This window comes from Mesorhizobium xinjiangense (assembly GCF_009749525.1).
Classification (GTDB): Bacteria; Pseudomonadota; Alphaproteobacteria; order Rhizobiales; family Rhizobiaceae; genus Mangrovimarina; species Mangrovimarina xinjiangensis.
The window spans coordinates 71,987-90,285 of record NZ_WOAC01000014.1 but is presented as its reverse complement, the minus strand read 5'-3'; the positions used below and the strand labels follow the sequence as shown (position 1 = coordinate 90,285).

Here is an 18,299-nt window from a genome sequence, read left to right as displayed (position 1 = left end):
TCATGGGCATGAACATCAAGAACCCCAGGGTCGAACAGTTGGCCAAGGATCTGGCGGCTGAAACGGGTGAGACAATGACCTCGGCGATCCAGGGCGCTTTGGAGGAGAAGATCGAGCGGTTGAGGCGTGAGCGGGACGTGGCCGAAAAGATGAGGCAGGTCGATGAAATACTCGCCAGGATACCGCCACCGCCACCAGGTGTAACAAGCGATCATTCCGACCTGTACGACGAATGGGGACTGCCAAAGTGATCGTCGACGCATCGGCTCTGCTGGCCATTTTGTTGGACGAACCGGAGCGCAAGCATTTCCGGGCGGTGATCGCACGATCATCGCCAGTGGAGATATCGCCGGTGAACTACCTCGAAGTGTGTCTGCGCATAGACCGCGGCTCCATGCCGGAAGCTTCCGAAATGCTTGAGCCGTTGATGGGCAAGCTCGGGATGGGAATCGCAACTGTGGGCCCGGAGCAGGCCCAGCTCGCCCGCGGGGCGTTCAAGAAGTTCGGCAAGGGCAACCACAAGGCCAGGCTCAATCTCGGCGATTGCTTCGCCTATGCGCTGGCCAAGGCGCGTGGCGAGCCGCTCCTGTTCAAGGGCGACGATTTCCGCCACACCGATGTCGAGGCTGCGCTTTGAAGTGGCGCGTGGAAATGTCTACTATGCAGGAAGCATCGGAACCGCAGGTTCGAGACCATGAACAAGATCGTCCTTGAGCACTACCCCGCTTCGAAGCTGCCGGAAGAACTGCGTGGCGACATAGCGTCGGATGCGTCGGTGAAGATCACCATCGAGGAAGAAGCGCTGCGCCCTCCGATGACCCGCGAAGAGCTTCTGAAGTCCCTGCGTGATGCGCGCGCCAATGCGCGCGGCGTGACGATGGAAGAAGCGGTCGATCGCATACGCGAGTTGCGCGACGAGTGGGATTATTGATGGGGTCCATTCGACGCCTTTACCTGGATACCAACATATTCATTGAGCTTGGCGAAGGCCGGAATGAACGGCAGCGGCATGCTGCCGCAACCGCGGCGAATCTGAAAACTATGGCTCCTACAACCGATATGCTTGAAGCAATCCTGGAAAGTCGGCCCTAATGGAAGCCCCTCTCCTATCCGTACGCGATCTGTCCGTCGCCTTTACCCAAGGCGGGGCGGAGAACCTTGCCGTCGACCGCGTCTCCTTCGACATCGCCCCGGGCGAGACGGTGGCGCTCGTCGGCGAGTCGGGCTCCGGCAAGTCGGTCACCGCGCTTTCGGTGCTCAAGCTTCTCTCCTATCCGTCGGCCAGCCATCCCTCCGGTGAGATCCTGTTTAACGGGCACGACCTTCTTGCCGCCGGCGAGGCCGAGCTCAGGCGCGTGCGCGGCAGCAAGATCACCATGATCTTCCAGGAGCCGATGACGTCGCTCAATCCGCTGCACACGATCGAGCAGCAGATCGGCGAGATCCTGAAGGTGCATCAGGGCATGGGCGAAGCCCGGGCGCGCGAGCGCACGCTTGAACTGCTCGAAGAGGTCGGAATCCGCGATGCCGAAAAGAGGCTCGGCGCCTATCCGCACCAATTGTCCGGCGGCCAGCGCCAGCGTGTCATGATCGCCATGGCGCTGGCCAACGAGCCGTCGCTGCTGATCGCCGACGAGCCGACCACGGCGCTCGACGTCACGGTGCAGGCGCAGATCCTGGAACTGCTCGACCGGCTCAAGGCCAGGAACGACATGTCGGTGCTCTTCATCACCCACGATCTGGGCATCGTGCGGCGCATTGCCGACCGTGTCTGCGTGATGACGAAGGGCAAGATCGTCGAGCACGGCCCGACGGGCGAAATATTCGACAATCCGCAGCACGACTACACGCGCCACCTGCTCGCCGCCGAACCGAAAGGCCAGCCGCCGGCAGCCGACCCGGATGCCGAGAGCGTCATGACCGGCAGCGACGTCAAGGTCTGGTTCCCGATCAAGAAGGGCTTCTTTCGCCGTGTGGTGGACCACGTCAAGGCCGTCGACGGGATCGACGCGACGGTGCGGGCAGGGCAGACGCTGGGTATCGTCGGCGAGTCGGGATCGGGCAAGACGACGCTCGGCCTGGCGCTCTGCCGCATGATCGCCTCGAAAGGCCAGATCGATTTCCGCGGCCAATCCATCGACCGTCTCTCCCTTTCCCAGATGCGTCCCTTGCGCCGCGAGATCCAGATCGTCTTCCAGGACCCGTTCGGCTCGCTCAGCCCCCGCATGTCGGTGACCGAGATCATCGAGGAAGGCTTGCGCATTCACGAGCCGAAGCTGTCGCCAGACGAGCGTGACGACCGCGTTGTCGCAGTGTTGCAGGAAGTCGGCCTCGATCCCGAGACACGGTACCGCTATCCGCACGAATTTTCCGGCGGCCAGCGCCAGCGCATCGCGATTGCCCGGGCCATGGTGCTCAAGCCGAAATTCGTCATGCTCGACGAGCCCACCTCGGCATTGGACATGAGCGTGCAGGCGCAGGTGGTCGACCTGCTGCGTGATCTGCAAAAAAAGCACAATCTGGCCTATCTGTTCATCAGCCATGACTTGAAGGTAGTGCGCGCGCTTGCCAACGAGGTCGTCGTCATGCGCAATGGCAAGGTGATGGAATTCGGTCCCTGCCAGCAGATCTTCGAAGAGCCGCGGACCGACTATACCAGGGCGCTCATTGCCGCGGCGTTCGACATCGAGGCGGCGCCGGCGGGCGTCGTCAGCCAATAGAATTGAGACCGGGGGGAAAAGCCGAAGCCATGACCGACAAGCCCAAGGGACGCATTCTGCTTTCCATCACCGGCTTCAATCCGCGCCGCTGGCACGAATTGCTGTCGGCGCGGCGCGACGTCGTGCTCGAGCCGGACGGTCCGGCCGACCCGTCGATCGAATATGCGGTGGTGTGGAAGCAGCGGCCGAACCTGCTGGCGACGCTGCCCAATCTGAAGGCGATCTTCTCGATCGGCGCCGGTGTCGATCACCTGTTCGCCGATCCGGGCTTGCCGGACGTTCCCATCGTCAGGGTCGTGGCCGAGAACCTGACGCAGTACATGGTGGAATATGTCTGCTGGCGGGTGCTCGACCATCACCGGCAGGGCGCACTCTATCGCGCGCAGCAGAAGCGCAAGGTTTGGCATGAGCCGCCCCAGGCGCCTGCCGATCAGGTCTCGGTCGGGATCATGGGCCTCGGCCAGCTCGGCGGCGCGGCGGCAAATGCGCTGATCGCCCTTGGTTATCGGGTCAATGGCTGGACGCGCACCCCGAAGACGGTGGATGGCGTCACCACCTTCAGCGGCAATGACGGCCTTTCAGACTTCCTGGCTGCGACGGACATTCTCGTCGTGCTCCTGCCGCTGACCCCGGGCACGACCGGCATCGTCGACTATGCGCTCCTGTCGAAGCTCAGGCGCGACAATGCGATCGGCGGCGCTGTGCTGATCAATGCCGGGCGCGGCAAGCTGCAAAAGGATGCCGACATCGTGCGCGCGCTCGACGACGGAATGTTGAAGGAAGCGAGCCTCGACGTCTTCGAGACCGAGCCTTTGCCCAGGACCAGCGCGATCTGGACGCATCCCAAGGTGTTCGTCACGCCGCATGCCGCGGCGACGTCCGATCCCGCCCATCTGGCCCCGCCGATGCTCGACCAGATGGACGCCTTCGACCGTGGCGAGCCGCTGCGCAATCTCGTCGACCGCAAGGCCGGCTATTGAGCGAATTCACGGCCGGCGGAATCCTGTCGGTTCCGCGTAGACGCGCCTGATCCGCGCGACGGCTTCGGCCAGCGGTTCCTTCACCACCATCATCTGGTGGCCCGAGGCGTGGATCATCTGCCCCGGCGCGCAGACGATGCCGACATGGCCCTTCCAGAAGACGAGATCGCCGCGCCGCAGGCCGGCATGATCGCCGCCCGGCTCGACCGGCGTGCCGATCGTTTCGGCCTGCATGTCGGAATCACGCAGCACCACGCGTCCGGCCATGCGCATGGCAAGCTGGATCAGGCCGGAGCAATCGAGCCCGAAACCGCTCGTGCCGCCCCACAGATAGGGCGTGTGCCCGAACATCTCCGCCACCGTCACGAAATCGGGCAACCACTCATCGATCGCCAGCAGGTGCGCTGCGATCAGCGCTTCGCCCGAGGCAAGCAGCGCATAATGCGTGCCGCGCGTTTCGGCATGGCCGACAACACGAACGCGCGAGCCCATCGACAAGGTCCGCGTCGCCGGCGCCTTCAACTCGGGACCGGGATAGGCGAATGTACGCGGCACGACCACATGATGGGTCGGCCCGGCGTCCGGTTCGGCCAGGTCGGAGGACCGGACATAACCGACATAATCGTCTTCGACCGCTTGTACCCAAGCAGTGTCCCCGCCCGTCTCGAACAGCAGAACCGGATCACCGAACACGAGCTGGCTGTTGACCCCGGAGTCCGCCGCCGGCCCGGCCCTCATGTCGGCGGCCGGTACGGCAATGCGCATCGGACGGCCTTCCACGAAGCGCCCGGCTTCCACCCGGCGCTGCAGGCGGATATCGGCAAGGTCCGGCCGGTAGGCGTGCAATCTGGGATCCAGGGATGTCAAAGCGGCAGGCCTCTTGCTTTCTCCACAATCGCATCGCCGAAACGTTCCACAAAGAGGGCCCCTTCGACGGTGCGTCTGACAAGAACATTGCGCTTGTCGCGCTGATCGCGATGGCGCGAAACCAGCTTCATCGCTCCCATCGTGTCGAGCGCGCGGGTGATGACCGGCTTGGTGACGTTCAACCGCGCGGCCAGACCACGCACCGTATGAGGCGGCGGATCCAGATAGATCGTCAGAAGGATCGCCGCCTGGCGCATTGTGAGGTCCGGGCGCTGGTCGTTGATTTCGGCCAGGGCCACATTCTGCCACAGCCGCAGGGCCTGGACGGGACGCAGTGTGATCGACATGATCGCCATCCCCGGCAATGGTCGTTTCGGTCCCGTATCATTCAATCGCGAAACGTCTTGCCTGGCAAGCCGGTCAGCCGGCAAAGCGCTCGGCGATCAGGCGTTCGAGCGCCCGGATGCCCTGCGCCTCTCCGCCGGTGAGCGCGTGCGCACGGTCCGCAGGGTTCCAGCCATAGATGTCGAAATGGACCCACGCGGCGGTCCGCTCGACGAAGCGCTGCAGGAACAGGGCGGCCGTCACCGAGCCGGCGAAGCCGTCGGCGGTGACGTTGTTGAGATCGGCCACCTTGGAGGAAAGCCTGGCATCGTAGGGCTTCCATAGCGGCATGCGCCACAGAGGGTCGGCCTGCGAGCCCGATGCCGTCATGATCTTGGCGGCGAGCGCCTCGTCGTCGGTGTAAAAAGGCGACACATCGGGCCCCAGCGCCACGCGGGCCGCGCCGGTCAGCGTCGCCATGTCGATCAGCAATTGCGGCGCCTCCTCGTCGGCCAGGGCCAGCGCGTCGGCGAGCACGAGCCGGCCCTCGGCATCGGTATTGCCCACCTCGACCGTAAGCCCCTTGCGGCTTTGCAGCACGTCGCCGGGCCGGAAAGCGTTGCCGGCAATGGCGTTCTCGACCGCGGGGATAAGAACCCGCAGGCGCAGTTTGAGCCCGGCCGCCATGATCATCGAGGCAAGCCCGAGGACGTTTGCCGCCCCGCCCATATCCTTCTTCATCAACAGCATGCCGCTGGCCGGCTTGATGTCGAGCCCGCCGGTATCGAAGCACACGCCCTTGCCGACGAGCGTGACCCTGGGCGCATCGGCCGGGCCCCATGTCAGGTCGATCAGCCGTGGCGCCTCGGTACCGGCCCGCCCGACGGCATGGATCATAGGAAAATTCTGTTGCAGAAGCTGATCGCCCGAAACGACGTTCACCTCGGCCCCATGCGCGTCGGCGAGGTCGCGCACGGCCTGTTCGAGCGCGGCCGGCCCGAGATCGTTGGTCGGAGTGTTGATGAGATCGCGCGTCAGATAAACGCCGTCGGCGACGCGGCCGACGCGGGCGAGGTCGGCACCGTCCGGCAAGGCGAAGCGCAGGCCCTTTGCGCCATTCTTCTTGTAGTGGTCGAAGCGGTAGGCGCCCATCAGAAGGCCGAGCGCGGCAAGATGCGGATTGTCCGGCGCGTCGGCGAAATGCCAGTCGCCCTCCGGCAGCGACCGCGCCAGCGCGCCGGTTGCCAGCGGCGCGAAGCCCTCTGCACCCTCGATGCCGAAGAGCACGCCGCCGAGGCGCCCCGATTGGTCCGGATAGACAAGCGTCTCGCCGGCCCTGCCTGAAAAGCCGTTGTCCTGCGCCCAGGCGAGAATCTCGGGTGGTAGGCCCTTTTCCGCCAGCGTTCCCTTCTCGACCAGATGGACGGGGCGCGAGCCCTCGGCCTCCGTGGCGGTCAGTTCGATCGGCTTTGTCGGCACTTTCAACTCCTGGTGTCGAAACCTTGCGGACTTAACGGTCCGTTAGGGTTAACGGATTATTTCTCCAAACCGGCGGTAATCCAAATCAGGCACGTTGCACTGGCGGAGAAGGGGCATGTTGACCAATCGGGGGATGAACGCAACCGGCAAACGGTTGGCGACGACGGCGATCGCCATGGCGTTGGCGGCGGCGATATCGGGCTGCGCCAAGGACAGGATGACGACGGGGTCGATCAGCCGGTCCAGCCCCATGCAACTGGATCAGATGTCGAGCCGGGAACTCGACAGGGCGGCCGACAAGCTCGGACACCGATACACCAGAGATCCTTCGAACAAGCCGGTTGCGCTCAGCTATGCCAACGTGCTGCAGATGAACGGGCGCACCGACCAGTCGCTGGCCGTCATGCGAAAGCTTGCGATCGACCATCCCAAGGACCGGGAAGTGCTGGCCGCCTACGGCAAGGCGCTGGCGGCATCCGGCGAACTCGAGCCGGCGCTCGATTCGATCCGCCGCGCCCAGACGCCGGAATATCCCGACTGGAAACTGATGTCGGCGGAGGCGGCGATCCTCGACCAGATCGGCGAGGCGGCCGAGGCGCGCGACCTCTACCGCCGGGCGCTCGAATTGAAACCCGACGAGCCCTCGATCCTGTCCAATCTGGGCATGTCCTATCTCCTCGAAGGCGATCTGAAGACGGCCGAGACCCATATGCGCAAGGCGGCCGCGCTGCCCGGCGCCGACAGCCGGGTGCGCCAGAACCTGGCGCTCGTCGTCGGCCTGCAAGGCCGCTTCGACGAGGCCGAGCGTATCGCGACGAAAGAGCTTCCACCCGACCAGGCCAAGGCGAATGTCGCCTATCTGCGCTCCATGCTCGCTCAGCAAAACAGCTGGAACCAGCTCAAGGACGAAGACAAGCGGAAGAACAAGGGGGGCTGAAGCGGCCTCCCGAATGGGGCCTATCGAGCGGCTTCACCTGCGGGCGTATTTGCGAAAATTGCCACGGCGGCGGCCACCAGTGCCGTGTTGTCGGGCGCCACGGCTCCATCAGCCAGATGCTTGCCATCTTCCAGGCCGACCCGCGTCGACCAGCGCCGCTCACGCGCCAATTCGACGAAGGGCCAAACGGTCGCGTCGAAACCGTGCAGCAGGACCGGCCGGCGCATGCCGGCGCGCTCGAGAACGGCAGCAATCCCGTCAGTGATCTCGTAGGCTGGCTCGAGCGCCTGCTCTTCGATCTCGATCAGGATGCGCAGCACCCGGTCACGATCGTCCAGCTTCACGAGGCGCTCGGCATCCGCGACCGACGCCAGGCCGGCCTCGATGCCCACGCCACGTTGGCGCAGAACGTTCATCACGCCGGGCGCGTCGGGTTCGGCGAGGTTGACGGAGGCGTAGTCGGGCAGCTCACGCCACCCGGCTATGGCCTCGCGGGTCCGCGCCTCGTCCGCCTCGATCCATGCTCCGGTCGACACGCCGATCAGGGTTCCCGGACAGGCCCGACGCAGGGCCGGCATCGTTTCGTCGACGGCCGCCAGGCTTTCTCTGCCGTCGGAAGCGCGGGGATGAAGGTGCAATTCGGCCGCGCCGGCTGCGACACAGGCTGCGCCGTCGCGCGCCAGATCGGCGACGGTCAATGGAAGCTGCGGGTGAAAACCGCGCTGACGCGCGCCGTTCAAACAGGCCTGGACAATCATGTGTGCTCCCAACCGTGTTGACCGCCGGCTACACTACGCGCACTTGTCCGATGCGCAACCGGCCGCAATTGGGTGGGAGGCCATGGGTCCGCTCTCGAGCCATCCGTCGTCTAAAGCAGACGCGAATTTTTGCGCGGGCACAAACCACCATCGTCGTTACGCACCGAGGCGTGGCAACCAACATACAGGTCGCCATGCCCTACTCCATATCGAACGGCTGATTTTCAGTCGCGGATGTCGAAGCGCGAGACCTTGCCATCCTGCAGGCGGAAGATGTGTGTGATCGTCTTGTCCTTCAGTCCGTGCGTTTGACCTTCGAGGGACCTGCCTTCGAGATCTCGGACGGACTGTTGAACCTCTGCGAGAATTGAGCCGTCCGCTGCCTTGCTGAAACTCACCGGCTCGACATGCGGACTGACGATCGTCCATTGACGCGTCCAGTACTCCCTGACTGCCTCGCAGCCATGAACATGGCCGCCATCCATGCCGTTTGCCCAAGCCACGTCATCAGTGAGAACAGCCACAACGCCGTCAATGTCCCGCGCGTTAAAGCAGTCATACATGCGCTTCACGAGCGCGATTTCGCTGTCCATTACAGTTCGTCCTTTCAGCATTTTCAGGAACGCGGCTTGCTGCCGTTGCGAGCCGCGGCCCCGCGTTGTATTGTCACCTATGTATCAATATAGGCACCTATGCAAGAGGAATGGGATGGAACTGGACGTGTTGTCGACGCCGGGGCACCTGATCAGCCTGGCCGCGCGAGGCTTTGCGCGCCTGAGCGAAGCAAGGCTCAAACCCTTGGGCTTTGGTGTCGGCTACCTGCCGGCTCTGATGGCGCTGAAGAACGGTCGGGCGGAGACGCAACGGGACCTGGCCCGGTTCGTCAGGATCGAGCAGCCCTCCATGGCGCAGATGATGGTTCGGATGGAGAGAGACGGGCTGATCCGGCGATCCACCGATCCGGCGGATGGCCGCAGCAGCCGCATTTCCTTGACGGACGTTGCGCTTGCACGTCTGCCCGATGCTTGTGCCGCCTTGTTCCAAGGCAACCGCGAAGCACTCGACGGTTTCTCGGACGAGGAGGCGACGCAATTCGTCGCCTTGCTCGATCGCCTGATTGCAAATCTCGATCGGCTCGGAGGCGCAGGATCGGCGGTGAAAAATCAGGATTCAATCCGCCTTGGCAACGTGAGCGGAATGTAAGTCAACGTCAGCTTTTTGGCGGGCGCATCGTGCGCTTCTATGGCTTGATCGAAGGTCGGATATCGCCGCTCCTGCTGGACCGCGCGGAGATGGTTACGGCGTGTCGGTGCCGAAGGCGGGTCAGGCGCGCCGCAGCGCCAGCCATGTCCACCAGACGCCCGCCGCGCGGTTCGCCGCCTGGACGGAATCGGTTTCCATCCGGCGCACGAGATCGAAGCCCGCGTTCGCGGCAAGTCCGATCGTGTCGTCCGCCTGCAGCGGATAGGCCGGCCGGTCCTTTGCGCCCGGGCCATGACGCAGGGACATGACGAGCAGGCCGCCGCGTCGGGTAGTCGAAGCGACAGCGGCCATTGCAATGTGGCGCTCCTCCTCTTCCAGGTGGTGCCAGACGCCGTTCAGCAAGACGACGTCGAACGGGCCGCGAGGGCGCAGCCGCGAGAGCGCGGGCAGACGATCGTCCAGCCATTCGATCCCCGGCTCGGGATGCAGGTCCATGCCGGCCCGGCGCAATTCTGCCACCGGCTCCACCGCCACCACTTGGTGGCCCTGCTGCGCCAGCCATGCTGCATCGCGCCCGGTTCCGGCGCCGATGTCGGCAATCCACGATGGCCGGTCGGGCAGGAGATCGCTCACATGGCGCAGGAGCTCGGCCGATGAAAAGCGCTCGAAGCGCGGGATCAATTCGCCGCACGAGGCCGCATAGCCGCTCAGCACCTCATCCTGCATGCCGGCCTCCGCTCAGCGCAGTGTCATCGCAGTATGGCGGCCAGCTTTTGAGATTCCGCGGGCGGAAACAAGGGAGCAGCCATTAGCGCGCCGTGCGTCCATTTGGACGCACAATGGACGCTCTAACTCTTTGAATCTATGCATGATGGGCAAGGAGGGCGTGCATTGGCAGTTCGTCAGAACAGGCCTTTCTGGGAGACCGAAATGATCGCCGGTCCCATGATGACGCCAAACAGCACGGGCAGGAAGAACACGATCATCGGCACGGTGAGCTTGGGCGGCAGGGCGGCCGCCTTCTTTTCCGCCTCGTTCATGCGCATGTCCCGGCTTTCCTGGGCCAGAACGCGCAATGCGTGGGCGATCGGCGTGCCGTAACGTTCGGCCTGGATCAGCGCCTGGGTGATGCTCTTGACCGATTCCAGCCCCGTGCGGTTGGCCAGGTTCTCGTAGGCCTGGCGGCGTTCCTGCAGGAAGGCGAGCTCGGCATTGGTCAATACCAGTTCCTCGGCCAGTTCAACCGATTGCGTTCCGATCTCGTCGGCGACGCGGCGAAAGGCGGCTTCGATGGACATCCCCGATTCGACGCAGATCAGCGTCAGGTCGAGGGCGTCCGGCCATGCCCGCTGGATCGACTGCTTGCGCTTGCTCGCCCGGTTGGAAACGTAGAAGATCGGCGCGTAGAAGCCGGCATAGGCGCAGATGACGCAGGCGAAGATCTGCAGAAAGAGCGGCCGGTCGGCCAGACCGCCCAGGACGAAGATGTAGACCGCGCCGCCGGCAAAGCCGACCACCGGCAGAAGCAGTCGGAAAAACAGGAAGCGCGTCAGCGGGTTCTGGCCGCGAAAGCCGGCCATGCGCAGCTTGGCCATCGTCGCCTCGTCGGCCAGCGCGCGGCGCAGGTCGAGCTTGTCGACGATGTTGCGCATCCTGCCCGCATCCTGATGACGCAGGCCCTTGCGCTTGTTGGCCTCGGCGGCGAGACGGACGCGCTGCCTGGCGCGCAGTTCCTCGCGTTCCAGCGCCACCGACCTCATGCGCGCCTTCAACTCGTTGCCGCTCAGCGCCGGCATAAGGGTGAACGCCGTCGCGAAGACCGCGACAGCCACGAGTATGGCGATCAGGAAAGCGGGATCGAACAGCGCCTTGACGATCTGGTCGGTCATGAGTTCCGGTCCCGTTTCCCGTCAGATTTCGAAATTGATCATGTTGCGCATCACGAAGATGCCGACGCACATCCAGATGGCCGACACGCCCAGGATGATGTGGCCGGTGCTCGTGGTGAACAGCGGCACGAGATAGTTCGGGCTGGTGACAGAGACGAGCACGGCGACGATGAAGGGCAGAGCGCCGATGATCGCCGCCGAGGACTTGGCCTCCATCGAGATCGCCTGGATCTTCGCCTTCATTTTCCGGCGGTCGCGCAGCACGCGCGAGAGATTGCCAAGCGCCTCGGAGAGATTGCCGCCGGCCTGCGACTGGATCTGGATGACGATGCCGAAGAAGCCGGCCTCTGGACACGGCGTCGTCTCCTGCATGCGCATGCAGGCCTCCGGGATCGAGATGCCGAGCTGCTGGCTCTCGACGATGCGGCGGAACTCGCCGCGCACCGGCTCGCGCGCCTCGCTGGCGATCAGGCGCACGCTGTCATTGAGCGGCAGGCCCGACTTCACCGAACGCACGATGACATCGAGCGCGTTGGGCAGTTCATCCAGAAATGCGGTGATCCGGCGCTTGCGCAGGAAGATGACGGTCCAGCGCGGCAGGCCGAGCCCGCCGACCACCAGGGCCCCCGGAACGGCCCAGAGCGGCGCACCGGCAATCAGGGCGACGACCGCCAGCGCAAGTCCGCAGATCGCCGAGTAGAGATAGAAGCGGCCGACGGTCACGGACAATCCGGCCTGTTTGAGCATCAGCTTCAACGGTGGCTTCCGGATGTGCTGGTCCTTGGATTTCTGGCGCTCGTCTAGTTCCTTGAGCGAATCCTGCACGGCCTTGCGGCGCTTGGCGACCTCGGTGACGCGATCGCGCGCGGCCTTGACCACCGTGCGGTCCGTCTCCGCCTTCTTGATGCTGTCGAGGCGCCGGTCGGTGGTTCGTTCGTCCTCGATGCGATTGAACATGACGGCGTAGGCCGCCGCCCCGGCGCTGACGCCGGCAAGCACGAAGATGAGGATGATGGTCGGATCGATCCCGAACATGCGACTTAGCCCTCCCGATCAGCCGGCCTGCCGTTCCATCGTTTCAAGCGCGTTGGCCAGCCGGGCCTCCTCGCCATAGTAGCGCGCACGGTCCCAGAAGGCCGGGCGGCCGATGCCCGTCGACACGTGTTCGCCGATGATCTTGCCGCCCTGGTCCTCGCCCTGCATGTTGTAGACGACGAGATCCTGCGTCACGATAACATCGCCTTCCATGCCGATGACCTCGGTAACGTGGGTGATGCGGCGCGTGCCGTCGCGCAGGCGCGCCGCCTGGATGATGACGTCGATGGATCCGACAATGATCTCGCGCACCGTCTTCTGCGGCAGCTGGAAGCCGCCCATGGCAATCATCGATTCCATGCGGTTCAGGCATTCGCGCGGGCTGTTGGAGTGGATCGTTCCCATCGAGCCGTCATGGCCGGTGTTCATCGCCTGCAAGAGGTCGAAGACCTCGGGGCCACGCACCTCGCCGACGATGATGCGTTCGGGACGCATGCGCAGACAGTTCTTGACCAGGTCGCGCATGGTGATTTCGCCTTCGCCCTCAAGGTTGGGCGGGCGCGTCTCCAGCCGCACCACATGCGGCTGCTGCAGTTGCAGCTCGGCGGAGTCCTCGCAGGTGATGACGCGCTCGTCGCGGTCGATATAGTTCGTCAGGCAGTTGAGCAGCGTCGTCTTGCCGGAGCCGGTGCCGCCGGAGATGACGACGTTGCAGCGCACGCGGCCGATGATCTTCAGGACTTCCGCGCCGGCCGGCGAGATGGACCCATATTTGACGAGCTGATCGAGCGTCAGCTTGTCCTTTTTGAACTTGCGGATGGTGAGCGCCGTGCCGTCGATGGCGAGCGGCGGCGCGATGACGTTGACGCGCGATCCGTCAGGCAGGCGCGCGTCGCAGATCGGGCTCGATTCATCGACACGGCGACCGACCTGGGAGACGATGCGCTGGCAGATGTTCAAGAGCTGCTGGTTGTCGCGGAATCGAACGGCGGTGTTCTCGACCTTGCCGTCGACCTCGATATAGACCTTCCTGGCGCCATTGACCATGATGTCGGCGATCTCGTCGCGCGCCAGAAGCGGCTCCAGCGGACCGTAGCCCAGCACGTCGTTGCAGATGTCCTCGAGCAGTTCCTCCTGCTCGGAGATCGACATGACGAGATTCTTGATCGCGATGATATCGTTGACGATATCGCGGATTTCCTCGCGTGCGCTGTCCGGCTCGAGCTTGGCCAGCTGCGACAGGTCGATGCTGTCGATGAGCGCGGTGAAGACCTGGCTTTTGGTGTCGTAATAGCTGTCGCCGCGCTCACGCGTGCTTTTCCTGGGCTCGGCCGCCAGCGGCGGCGCATCGACGCTGGGGCGCATCACGGGCGCATCCGACGGCCCGGCCGGAGCGGAAGCGCCAGACATGACGGCCGGCTCCGCCGACGACGCGCCGGGCGTGGGCGCCGGCGCGGCTGCGAGGTCGGAACCGTCGCTGCCGTTCCTGGCAATTGTTTCGCTGCCTCTTCGTCCAAACATGTTTCACGCCTCGGTCGTTCGTTGCCGCCGCCGCTCGAAGCGGGGCTATCCCTTGCGTTGCAGCTTGCCGAGCAGGCCGGCCAGGCCCGGCTTCGCCTTGGGCTTGATCTCGCTGCGACCCGTCAGGATGTGCGCGATGTCGCTCACCGTCCTGGTGATCGCGTGCTGGGCGTCCATCTCGCCGAGCATGCGCCCGTTGTTGGATGCGTTGCCGAACAATTGCGGTTCGAAGGGAATGACCGCGATCGGATCGAGCCCCAGCGGCTCGGCAAATTCTTCCGGCGAGATTTCGGGACGTTTCGGCACGCCTGCCTGGTTGATGACGAGCCGCGGCGCGGCGTCATTGGGGCGCAGCTTGGCGAGCGTGTCGAGCAGGTTCTTGGTGTTGCGCAGATTGGCCAGCTCGGGCGTCGCGGTGATGATGATCTCGTCGGCCTGGGTCAGCGTGCTGCGCGTCCAGCCATTCCACAGGTGCGGAATGTCGAGCACCAGCAAAGGCGCGGTGCGCTGCACCGTCTCGATGATCTGGCCGAAAGCGTCGGCATCGAAATCATAAGTTCGCTCGAGCGTCGAGGGTGCCGCCAGCAGCGACAGCCGTTCGGCGCATTGCGCGAGCAGCCTGTCGAGATAGACCTCGTCGAGGCGTTCCGGCGAATAGACCGCTTCGGCGATGCCTTGCGCCGGGTCCTGGTCGAAATTGATGTTGGCGGTGCCGAACGGCAGATCGAGATCGGCCATGACGACCTCGGATTCGAAGGCACAGGACATCGCCCAGGCGACATTGTGCGCCAGGGTGGACGACCCCACGCCGCCCTTGGCGCCGATGAAGGCGAAGGACCGGCCGAGCGGTTCGGCGCCTGGATCAACGAAAATCTGCGCGACGGTGCCTACCACGTCGGCCAGCGAAACCGGTGCCACGACATATTCGGACACGCCCGATTTCACGAGCTCGCGGTAGAGCCAGACGTCGTTGTAATGCCCGATGACGACGACCTTGGTGGATGGGTCGCAGACATTGGCCAGCCGGTCGAGCGCGTCGAGCAACCGCTTTGGCTCGGCGCGCGATTCCAGCACGATGAGATTGGGCGTGGGCGCCTGGCCGTAATAGTCGAGCGCCGCCTCGATGCCGCCCAACTGCACCTTCAGATGCGTCTTGGCCATGCGCCGGTCGCCGCCCGCCCGCTCGATCAGCTTGGCCACCGCCTCAGTCTCGCAAAAGGCCTGGATGGAGATGCGCGGGATCGGCCGGATGTCGTTCAACTCCACATCGCGGGCCGGCGCCATCTCCTGCGCCGGCATTTCGTGCTCCGGCAGTTCCGTGTCATAGGCAAGATTGCTCATGTCATTCCTCTCCGGCGATCAGAAATCGACTTCGCGGTTGCCGCGGACATAGTCGGCAACTCCGCGTTCTTCATATTCGCGGATTGCGTCGACGCGGTTGGCGGCGTCGATTTCCGTTTGTTCACGCGGGCCGATGAGATCGGCCGGGTTGGCGATCTGCGCGGCCAGGTTGTTCTGGTAGGAACAGCCGAAATTGGCGTAGTGCTTGTTTTCGCCATTGCCGAGAATGTCGTCGGGCCAACGCCCGCACGGTCCCGTCGTGGCCTGCATGCGGCCATAGGCGACGCGGATCGGTGCTTCGGCCTGCGGCGACCCCGCCTTGTAGGCCAGCGTGACGATGCGGCCGCCGGGAACGCCCTTGACCTGCATGCGCGCCGCGAGGTCGCGGGCAACGCGGCTGGCGGCAGCGGAATTGGCCGTGTCGCTCGGCACCATGATGCGGACCAGCGATCCCGAGCGCCTGTCATAATTGGCCATGAAACCGTCGAGCGCCACCTTCTGCACCGGCGTCATCGTGTGGTCGCTCGATGCAACCGGCAGGTCGATGACCTCATCCTTTTCGGTGATGACGATCGGATGGTTGGTGCGATAGTCGTCGGGCACCGCCCCGACGACGACGGAATCGGTCCGCGTGCATCCGGCCATGACGGCGAATGCCATGATTGCCGTGGCGGTTCCGCCGATGCGCAGACCCGCGGCCCAGGCGTGGCGACCCTGAAACAAAGCTTTGCTCATAACCCCCGCTCCCAAGCTCACTTGTAGATGAAGCCGACGACGCCGTGATAGCGGCCCTTCGGCAGATCGGTTTTCATGGTGCCGTAAACGCGGTTGACGCGGCCGAGGAACATGCCCGCGCCGTCGCTGGCGGCGTTGAAATTGTCATCTGGCTTGGCAAGCCGGTTGCGCGCCACCGGCCGTGACAGATAGGGCGTCACGATGATGACCAGCTCGGTCTCGTTGCGCACGAAGTCGCGGCTGCGGAACAGCGTGCCGAGCACCGGCAGCTTTCGCAGGCCGGGAAAGCCGTTGATGACCTGGCGGACATCGTCGCGCACCAGGCCGGCGATCATCATCGAGCCGCCCGATGGCAGCTCGACCGTCGTGTCGGCGAGCCGCTTGCGGATGGACAATGCATTCATGCCCGGCGTGCGCACACCCGTCGACAAGGAAACCGAAGCCTCATTGGTCGGCTCGGAGACTTGCGTCCTGATTTTCAGACTTATGCGCCCGGGAGAAAGAACCACCGGCTGGAACTCCAGCCCGATGCCGTATTCGAGCTTCTCGACCTCGTAGACCAGTTGATCGCTCTGGCCCTTGGTCACGTCGCCCTGCTCGACCGTTTGCCCGGTGACGAGATTGAACTCGCCGCCAACCTTGAAGGTCGCCTTCTCGCCGGAAACGGCGGTCAGGTTGGGTTCGGCGAGCGTCTTCATGACACCGGCCTGCTCCATGGCGTTGAGGTAGCCATCGAGAGCCGACGTCCCGAGCGAAAGCGCAGAAGCCGACATCGGCTTGCCGAGACCCATGACGTTGTCGCTTATGGCGCCCCAGCTTATGCCGTTATTGTCGCCGCCGGCGATCAGGTTGACGCCGAGCTGCTTCATGACGTTGCGGCTGACCTCGGCGACCGTCACCTTGAGCGTGACCTGGTCCTCGCCGATGATCTTGAGCAGATTGATGATGGCGCTCTTCTGGCGCGCGCCGTCCGGATTGTTGATGGCGACCTCGCCACCCCAGCCGCCGGCGCCGCCTGGTGAGGCCGCCGTGATCGCGTATTGGCCGGTCGTGGCCTCGCCGCCTGTGACGAATGCCTCGGCGAGCTGTCCCGCCCGCATCGCGTCGAGCGGCGTCTCGGCCGTGCCTGTGAGGACGACATTGTCGTTCAACAGCTCGACCTGGATGTCGGAATTCGGCACGAAGCGTTCCAGATAGTCCTCGAGCCCGGCCACGTCGCGCTCGATCTGCAGGTCGAGGCTCGCGATCTGCTCGCCATTCGGACCGAAGACGAAGACATTGGTCTCGCCGACCTGCTTTCCGAAAAGGTAGATGCGCCGTGCGGTTCGTGTCACGGCGTCGGCCACGGCCGGGTTCGCCACGAGAATGTCGTAGGCGTCCTGCGGCAGATCGACGACGATCGACTTGTTGAGCCCGAGCTTGATGCGCTGGCTGCCGGCCGTGGCGGCATCGACCGTCAGGTCGCTGGCCCGTGCCGGCCCGTGGGTCAGGCAGGTGTCGATCACGGTCGTGAATGCCGTTGCCGCCAGAAGCGTTGCGGCCAGTCGCGACAGATGCACGGAGCGCGCGGGCGCCCCGTCCTTTTTGTAATGCGGATTCATTTGCGCGCTCCCACCTCTGAGACTTCGCCGAACTTGATGAGGCGGACCGTTCCCGGCCGCCCGGCGCCGCTCACCAGATAGTCGGCGCCGACACCGACGACTTCCTGGGCATCGTTGACCGAGCGCAGAGCGAGCGTGAGCCGGTCGGCCATCTCCTGCGCAACGGTGATGATTTCTCCCTGCCGGGGCGTCAGCTCCAGGGTGGCGGTCTGGCCGACTTTCACCTTCTGGCCGTTCTCGTCTTCCTGAATCGTCTGGTCGATCGCCAGAACCTTGATGTTCTTCAGGATCGTTTCGGTGACGAAACCGTTTCCGCCTTCCGTATCGTCGCGCCGTGTCATGACGACGTCGACGAAATCGTTGGGAAGAATGAAGCCGCCAGCGGATGTGTCGGCCGATATCCTTGTCGCGACGGCTCGTTTGCCGGCCGGCAGAACGGAGGACATGAAGCTCTGTCCTTCGCCGACCAGCTTGGAGCGGCGCAGCGGCTCGCCCTTGTACATGGCGTAGCGCGCGACCGAGTGGCCGAGCAGTTCCTTGGCTTCGGGCTCCATGTCCCGTGTGATGAAGCCATTGCTCACCGCGTCGCGCGGCCATGCCTGCCAGCGCAGTTGCCCGTCGATCGGGCTTCCGATCGGAACATCCTGCCAGACGACGAGCACGTCGGCCGTTTCGATTGCCGGTTCGCTCGGTCCGACCGACGCGACGACGGTCGGGGTGGATACCATGTTCTTGGCGACGAGACCTGCGCCTATCGCCGCGGCGGCTGCCACGCCCAATACAATTAGCCGTGAGGTGTTCATAGAAAGTGCCCCATGCCCTGTCCCAATCACTTGCCCGGGTTGAAGATGGAGCGGCAATCGTCAAATTAAGGTTAACGCGATACTTATCGTCGTACTTAATCTTTAG

The 18,299-nt window shown here is 64.3% G+C and carries 20 protein-coding genes; 7 read left to right on the top strand and 13 right to left on the bottom strand.

Annotated elements, in window-relative coordinates; all coding sequences use genetic code 11:
* The first annotated feature begins 2 nt into the window (after window positions 1–2).
* From GM909_RS15990 to GM909_RS15970, 5 genes are all read left to right on the top strand, one after another.
* Window positions 3–251: a type II toxin-antitoxin system VapB family antitoxin gene (locus tag GM909_RS15990; RefSeq protein ID WP_198174285.1), complete on the top strand. Its 249-nt coding sequence runs from the start codon at window positions 3–5 to the stop codon at window positions 249–251.
* On the top strand, window positions 248–637 hold the full coding sequence (locus GM909_RS15985) for a type II toxin-antitoxin system VapC family toxin (RefSeq protein WP_157017577.1): 390 nt from the start codon (window positions 248–250) through the stop codon (window positions 635–637). Before GM909_RS15990 ends, GM909_RS15985 begins: the two co-directional genes overlap by 4 nt.
* A 57-nt stretch (window positions 638–694) precedes the next feature.
* Window positions 695–931 carry a hypothetical protein gene (locus tag GM909_RS15980; RefSeq protein ID WP_157017575.1) on the top strand — a complete coding sequence of 79 codons (237 nt, stop codon included), beginning with the start codon at window positions 695–697 and terminating at the stop codon, window positions 929–931.
* 160 nt (window positions 932–1,091) lie between these two features.
* The gene (locus tag GM909_RS15975) at window positions 1,092–2,720 is read left to right on the top strand and encodes an ABC transporter ATP-binding protein (protein WP_157017573.1); all 1,629 of its coding nucleotides are present in this window, start codon (window positions 1,092–1,094) and stop codon (window positions 2,718–2,720) included.
* 29 nt (window positions 2,721–2,749) lie between these two features.
* A complete protein-coding gene (locus GM909_RS15970) occupies window positions 2,750–3,700 on the top strand; it encodes a 2-hydroxyacid dehydrogenase (RefSeq protein WP_157017571.1) in 951 nt (316 codons plus the stop codon).
* A 6-nt stretch (window positions 3,701–3,706) separates the two neighbouring features.
* Here the strand turns inward: GM909_RS15970 and GM909_RS15965 are convergent, their stop codons facing one another.
* The 3 genes from GM909_RS15965 to GM909_RS15955 all read right to left on the bottom strand — a co-directional run bounded on the left by GM909_RS15965 (window position 3,707) and on the right by GM909_RS15955 (window position 6,370).
* Entirely contained in the window at window positions 3,707–4,567 is an 861-nt protein-coding gene (locus GM909_RS15965) for a C40 family peptidase (RefSeq protein WP_157017569.1), read from the bottom strand.
* Window positions 4,564–4,914: a MarR family transcriptional regulator gene (locus GM909_RS15960; RefSeq protein WP_157017567.1), complete on the bottom strand. Its 351-nt coding sequence runs from the start codon at window positions 4,912–4,914 to the stop codon at window positions 4,564–4,566. The genes GM909_RS15965 and GM909_RS15960 overlap by 4 nt, the downstream gene beginning before the upstream one ends.
* A 73-nt stretch (window positions 4,915–4,987) precedes the next feature.
* Complete coding sequence (locus tag GM909_RS15955) at window positions 4,988–6,370, bottom strand: leucyl aminopeptidase family protein (RefSeq protein WP_157017565.1); 1,383 nt, start codon at window positions 6,368–6,370, stop codon at window positions 4,988–4,990.
* Between the two features lie 115 nt (window positions 6,371–6,485).
* Here GM909_RS15955 and GM909_RS15950 point away from each other — a divergent pair, with 115 nt between their 5' ends.
* Window positions 6,486–7,307 (top strand): tetratricopeptide repeat protein, encoded by an 822-nt coding sequence (locus GM909_RS15950; protein WP_157017563.1) that lies wholly within the window; start codon window positions 6,486–6,488, stop codon window positions 7,305–7,307.
* Window positions 7,308–7,327: 20 nt separating this feature from the next.
* Here GM909_RS15950 and GM909_RS15945 read toward each other — a convergent pair whose 3' ends face one another.
* Together GM909_RS15945 and GM909_RS15940 are read right to left on the bottom strand one after the other, a co-directional pair.
* Window positions 7,328–8,065: a 3-keto-5-aminohexanoate cleavage protein gene (locus GM909_RS15945; RefSeq protein WP_157017561.1), complete on the bottom strand. Its 738-nt coding sequence runs from the start codon at window positions 8,063–8,065 to the stop codon at window positions 7,328–7,330.
* A gap of 224 nt (window positions 8,066–8,289) precedes the next feature.
* Complete coding sequence (locus tag GM909_RS15940) at window positions 8,290–8,658, bottom strand: nuclear transport factor 2 family protein (protein WP_157017559.1); 369 nt, start codon at window positions 8,656–8,658, stop codon at window positions 8,290–8,292.
* 115 nt (window positions 8,659–8,773) lie between these two features.
* Here GM909_RS15940 and GM909_RS15935 point away from each other — a divergent pair, with 115 nt between their 5' ends.
* Window positions 8,774–9,268, top strand: coding sequence for a MarR family winged helix-turn-helix transcriptional regulator (locus GM909_RS15935; protein ID WP_157017557.1), 495 nt, complete (start codon window positions 8,774–8,776; stop codon window positions 9,266–9,268).
* A 120-nt stretch (window positions 9,269–9,388) separates the two neighbouring features.
* On the opposite strand, the gene GM909_RS15930 is transcribed toward GM909_RS15935, so the two are convergent.
* From GM909_RS15930 to cpaB, 8 genes are all read right to left on the bottom strand, one after another.
* Window positions 9,389–9,994 carry a class I SAM-dependent methyltransferase gene (locus GM909_RS15930; protein WP_157017555.1) on the bottom strand — a complete coding sequence of 202 codons (606 nt, stop codon included), beginning with the start codon at window positions 9,992–9,994 and terminating at the stop codon, window positions 9,389–9,391.
* Between the two features lie 176 nt (window positions 9,995–10,170).
* The gene (locus tag GM909_RS15925) at window positions 10,171–11,157 is read right to left on the bottom strand and encodes a type II secretion system F family protein (RefSeq protein ID WP_157017553.1); all 987 of its coding nucleotides are present in this window, start codon (window positions 11,155–11,157) and stop codon (window positions 10,171–10,173) included.
* Between the two features lie 21 nt (window positions 11,158–11,178).
* On the bottom strand, window positions 11,179–12,192 hold the full coding sequence (locus tag GM909_RS15920) for a type II secretion system F family protein (protein ID WP_157017551.1): 1,014 nt from the start codon (window positions 12,190–12,192) through the stop codon (window positions 11,179–11,181).
* Between the two features lie 18 nt (window positions 12,193–12,210).
* Complete coding sequence (locus tag GM909_RS15915; protein ID WP_157017549.1) at window positions 12,211–13,713, bottom strand: CpaF family protein; 1,503 nt, start codon at window positions 13,711–13,713, stop codon at window positions 12,211–12,213.
* A gap of 45 nt (window positions 13,714–13,758) precedes the next feature.
* Window positions 13,759–15,054 (bottom strand): AAA family ATPase, encoded by a 1,296-nt coding sequence (locus tag GM909_RS15910; RefSeq protein WP_157017547.1) that lies wholly within the window; start codon window positions 15,052–15,054, stop codon window positions 13,759–13,761.
* An 18-nt stretch (window positions 15,055–15,072) separates the two neighbouring features.
* Window positions 15,073–15,789: a CpaD family pilus assembly protein gene (locus tag GM909_RS15905; RefSeq protein ID WP_157017545.1), complete on the bottom strand. Its 717-nt coding sequence runs from the start codon at window positions 15,787–15,789 to the stop codon at window positions 15,073–15,075.
* Window positions 15,790–15,806: 17 nt separating this feature from the next.
* Window positions 15,807–17,390: a type II and III secretion system protein family protein gene (locus GM909_RS15900; RefSeq protein WP_157017543.1), complete on the bottom strand. Its 1,584-nt coding sequence runs from the start codon at window positions 17,388–17,390 to the stop codon at window positions 15,807–15,809.
* Window positions 17,387–18,193 carry a Flp pilus assembly protein CpaB gene (gene cpaB, locus GM909_RS15895; RefSeq protein ID WP_157017541.1) on the bottom strand — a complete coding sequence of 269 codons (807 nt, stop codon included), beginning with the start codon at window positions 18,191–18,193 and terminating at the stop codon, window positions 17,387–17,389. Before cpaB ends, GM909_RS15900 begins: the two co-directional genes overlap by 4 nt.
* Window positions 18,194–18,299 lie beyond the last annotated feature (106 nt).